The following is a 2,379-nucleotide window of genomic DNA, read 5'->3' as shown; positions in this document are numbered from 1 at the left end:
AGCTGAATGGTTTGCCTATTTTGCCTACTTTGAAGCCCTTGGTTTTGACTGTTCAAAGGCAAAAGGTTTATTTGCAACTGCAAAGCATTGTGGCTGGTGGTGGGCATTTAAGGATGTAGCTGTTGCCATTCCCAAACCCTCGGCAATTCGCTTAGACGAGCGAGGTAGATTGCACGGTGAAGGAGTGCCAGCAGTTGCTTATCAAGGCTTCAATGTCTACGCCTATCATGGGGTAAGATTACCTGAAAAATATGGAGCAATTCACCCGGAACAATGGCAATCTCAATGGTTATTAGAAGAAGATAATGCCGAACTAAAACGAGTTTTAATTCAAGGAATTGGTTACGAGCGCATCTGTCAAGAGTTACAAGCAATAGAATTAGATAGCTGGCAAGAATACACTCTGTTAAGAATTGATTCAAATATTGATGTAGAGCCGATTTATCTGTTAAAGATGACTTGTCCGAGTACGGGATACATTCATGCTTTGCGAGTACCGCCCGATCTGGCAACAGCACGAGATGCTATTACCTGGGTAAATTGGGGAATTGCGCCAGAAGAATTTGCGGTACAAACTTAAGTCAAATAAGTCGAGCGATAAAACTGGAAATTTAAAGTTAAAAAGACATCATTATTCAACCAATTGCCAACCTCAGCAATCTGGCAGATTTGTAAAGAAATATAACATAATTCGCAATTTCGCATAAAAACTGGGAGAGGAAACAGATAAAAAGATAGAACATCAGAAATCACAGGCAAGCGATGGAAAAGAACAAGATTATTTTACCTTTGAGAAATATTGACTCTCAAAAAGAGCGAGATCTGTTGTACTGCATAACCTCTCAAACTTGAGAGGCATAGACAGTCAGAAAGAGCGATCGCAACATTTTTTCATATTCCTAAATCTCCTAAAGACCAAGGCTTGTAAATTTTAACCTTTCAACTTCCACGCTATAGACCGACAAATTTTGAACTCAGTTAGTCTCCACAGGTGGAGGTGAATAAACAAAAGTTGGCTGTATATAGACTCAAAGCAGTCTCAGCCTTCCCAGTCAACTGCTGGTAGGCTCGGAGATTAGGAAATGAAAAGAAACATTCTTTCATCTATCAAAAGGTATACTTATAGAGTGAGGTTAAGGACAAAATTGCGAAATAAGGTGCCTGCTAACGAGAGAATGGGATTTTCAGGCGTTGAGATGTAACGAAAGATAACGGCTTATTGCCTTGAGGAAAAAACTGGTCTGGGTATTGAATCAGTCCCTACCTGAAAAAGTATCAGTATCATTCTTAAGCTGAATTGGTAAGTAGGAGGAAAAGAAGAAGTAAGAAAGAAGATGGCTTAGCTGTGCAGTTCCACAAGCTTACTGTCCGCATCAACCCAACGGAAGAATGCTTATACAGCCAGCTTTTTACATATTCCGATCTTACGTTTAATTTAATTAAATCGATTTACTTAGAACAACCCACCTTTTTAGTTGATTTTCAGTTAACTGCATCAAAACTTCAGGGAAATTAACGATGAAAGAAGAAATAGAAGCCGATTACATTAAAGCAGAAAGAGCTTATATGCAAGGGGAATATGCACAAGCAGTGGCAATTATTGACCTGTTAGCAGAAAAATTTCCTGATTGCCCGTCGGTGCATTTATTCCGGGGTTATATCTATGGCTATGGGCTAGAGGAGTATGAAATTGCTACGCAAGAGTACGAGTTAGTTTTGACTTTAGCACCTCACGATCAAGAGTTGGTAAATAATGCCCTCCGGGGAACAGTTTACAACGAAACATTGTTGAAAGTCAGACAAAATCAAACACGAAGATAGCGTTTGTTAGTTGGTAATTGGTACTTGGTAATTGGTAATTGGTAATTGGTAATTGGTAATGGCTAATGGCTAATGGCTAATTACTAATGGCTAATTACTAATCCCTCCTACTTACCTTCCCCATCTTCCCCATCTTCCCCATCTTCCCCATCTTCCCCATCTTCCCAATTTTCCCCATTTTCCCCATTTTCCCCATCTTCCCCATCTTCCCCATCTTCCCATCTTCCCAATCTTCCCTATTTTCCCCATCTCTTACCCTAACCCCTAACCCCTAACCCCTACCCCCTATTTATAAGCAATTACTTAAATTACCCGATAAACAAAACAAAAAGTTGCCCAGTTATTGACATCTAGGGGAAAGTCTTCAGTTGCTACTCCCGCATCTTGTACTCCTGAAATGCTAGCAATATGTAAATCTGGTAGCACTGTTTTAGCAACCTTAAAAGGATTAAAAAGAACGCGAACTGGAAAAGTACCTCTACTTTTCTGAATTCCTCCTTCCAAAGAAGTAAGAGAATTAGAAAAAGGAGCCTGACTAAGTATAATCTGAGTTTCAAC

General features: G+C 39.7%; 3 protein-coding genes and 1 pseudogene. 2 read left to right on the top strand and 2 right to left on the bottom strand.

The features are described from left to right. Both OSCIL6407_RS0110705 and OSCIL6407_RS0110695 read left to right on the top strand, forming a co-directional pair. Positions 1-580: DUF6745 domain-containing protein (locus tag OSCIL6407_RS0110705; RefSeq protein WP_407635879.1), on the top strand; the 580-nt coding region annotated here is incomplete at its 5' end. Between the two features lie 938 nt (positions 581-1,518). Then, positions 1,519-1,821, top strand: coding sequence for a hypothetical protein (locus tag OSCIL6407_RS0110695; RefSeq protein ID WP_007357351.1), 303 nt, complete (start codon positions 1,519-1,521; stop codon positions 1,819-1,821). A gap of 107 nt (positions 1,822-1,928) precedes the next feature. Here the strand turns inward: OSCIL6407_RS0110695 and OSCIL6407_RS37760 are convergent, their stop codons facing one another. Then, a complete protein-coding gene (locus tag OSCIL6407_RS37760) occupies positions 1,929-2,051 on the bottom strand; it encodes a hypothetical protein (protein ID WP_019487207.1) in 123 nt (40 codons plus the stop codon). A 73-nt stretch (positions 2,052-2,124) separates the two neighbouring features. Further along, positions 2,125-2,379 (bottom strand): annotated as a pseudogene (locus tag OSCIL6407_RS0110685) (caspase family protein); the annotation flags it as partial.

Source organism: Kamptonema formosum PCC 6407 (genome assembly GCF_000332155.1).
GTDB lineage: Bacteria > Cyanobacteriota > Cyanobacteriia > Cyanobacteriales > Microcoleaceae > Kamptonema > Kamptonema formosum.
This window is presented reverse-complemented; position numbering and strand designations above follow the sequence as displayed.

What these genes read in the sequence shown, in the direction of transcription:
- OSCIL6407_RS0110695 (WP_007357351.1), top strand. Translation starts at nt 1,519, where the DNA reads ATGAAAGAAGAAATAGAAGCCGATTACATTAAAGCAGAAAGAGCTTAT.